Annotated in this window: 2 protein-coding genes and 1 pseudogene; all 3 read right to left on the bottom strand. The window is 52.4% G+C overall.

The features are described from left to right. Positions 1-110 precede the first annotated feature (110 nt). Positions 111-590 carry a helicase-related protein gene (locus O9323_RS18625; RefSeq protein WP_288125562.1) on the bottom strand — a complete coding sequence of 160 codons (480 nt, stop codon included), beginning with the start codon at positions 588-590 and terminating at the stop codon, positions 111-113. A 317-nt stretch (positions 591-907) separates the two neighbouring features. After that, a complete protein-coding gene (locus tag O9323_RS18620) occupies positions 908-1,165 on the bottom strand; it encodes a hypothetical protein (RefSeq protein WP_223210761.1) in 258 nt (85 codons plus the stop codon). A gap of 63 nt (positions 1,166-1,228) precedes the next feature. Beyond that, a pseudogene (locus O9323_RS18615) lies at positions 1,229-1,357 on the bottom strand (RNA-guided endonuclease TnpB family protein); the annotation flags it as partial.

The raw sequence follows: 1,357 nt of genomic DNA, 5'->3' as shown, positions 1-1,357 counted from the left end.
ACTCGACCGACTAAACTGCAACAAAAAGCGTTAGATTTATTGGGAGTTTCCCTGATTTGTACCCAGTAACGGGGCGGCGGAAATTCTCTTAATCCCTTCTACAGCACAGGTTATGGCTTTTTGTCAACGGGGAAGTCCAGTAATACGTCGAACACCCGTCCGCCTAAAGCTTTTTGTTCGGCTTCGAGTTTTTCGAGGAGCGTCCGATACACATCTCCCTCGCGGGTTTCGTGAGCCACCAAATTCCAGAGATGACAAACCTCGGTCTGTCCAATCCGGTGAATACGACCGAATCGCTGTTCTAGACGGTTTGGGTTCCAGGGTAGGTCATAATTGACCATGAGATGCGCTCGTTGCAGGTTGATCCCCTCTCCGGCGGCATCGGTGGCCAGAAGTACCTGTACTCCTACGTCTTGCTTGAAGCCTTCTTCGGCTTTTTTGCGGTCTTCCCGACCCATGCCACCGTGAATGGTGACAACAGCTTCTGGGTTGCCAAGGAGTGTACCGATCCGCTCTTTCAAGTAGTTGAGGGTGTCTCTGTGTTCGGTGAAGACGACTATTTTGCGGCGGTATCCTCCTGCATCGAACATCTCCGCTTCATCCTGCAGAAGATGGGAAAACTCTTCCCACTTACGGTCTTTTCCGCTCCGTCGAACGGTATTGGCTAGGTCTTCAAGCTTTTTCAGCAGGGCGATTTCAATCTGTAGTTCGGCAATGGTACGCGATGCTGTGGCCTGATCGACCACCTCCTCGACCGTAGCCTCCCGCTCGCTGCTATCGGTATCCTCAAAGTCGTCATCGATGTCGTCTTGGTCAAGGACGGTAGCAAATTCTATCTCCAGCGACTGGCCTCGCTTGAGCAGTTCTTCTTCTCGGAGTCGCTTTTGCAGCCGTTCTCGTCGTCGTTTCAAGGATTGATGATGGCTTCCGGAGAGGAGGCGAGGCGGCGTTGCAAAATGGTGAGGGCAAAGCCGACTGTCCCCTTGCACCCGTCGTTGGCCAGGGCTTCGGCTCGGTCAAATTCTTCGCGTACATACTCGGTGACTCGACTGTAGAGGATCGCTTCTTGGTCGGAGAGGGGGTAACTGACCGTGTGAGCGATTCTTTCGGGGAAAAGTGGCTTGCCGTCAAACTTGAGCAGTTCCTCTTTGACCAGACGGCGCATCAGGTCGGAAGTATCTGATACTTGACATCCTCGCCGCCGTAAACGGACGGTGATTCCCAAACCTCACGATTTAGGTTTCTGCTTCTTTCCCGAAGGATTTTTCGCACCTGCCTTAACAGATTTACTCTGTTCTGGTCTTATGGTCGCTCTACAGACTGACACCGCAAGCCCTGCGGCCAAAATATTTTTACT

The sequence above is a fragment of the Microcystis sp. LE19-131.1A genome (assembly GCF_027532015.1).
Lineage (GTDB): Bacteria > Cyanobacteriota > Cyanobacteriia > Cyanobacteriales > Microcystaceae > Microcystis > Microcystis ichthyoblabe_A.
This window is presented reverse-complemented; position numbering and strand designations above follow the sequence as displayed.

Coding starts and splice junctions, on each gene's coding strand:
- O9323_RS18620 (WP_223210761.1), bottom strand. CDS start 1,165: ATGCGCCGTCTGGTCAAAGAGGAACTGCTCAAGTTTGACGGCAAGCCA.
- O9323_RS18625 (WP_288125562.1), bottom strand. CDS start 590: ATGTTCGATGCAGGAGGATACCGCCGCAAAATAGTCGTCTTCACCGAA.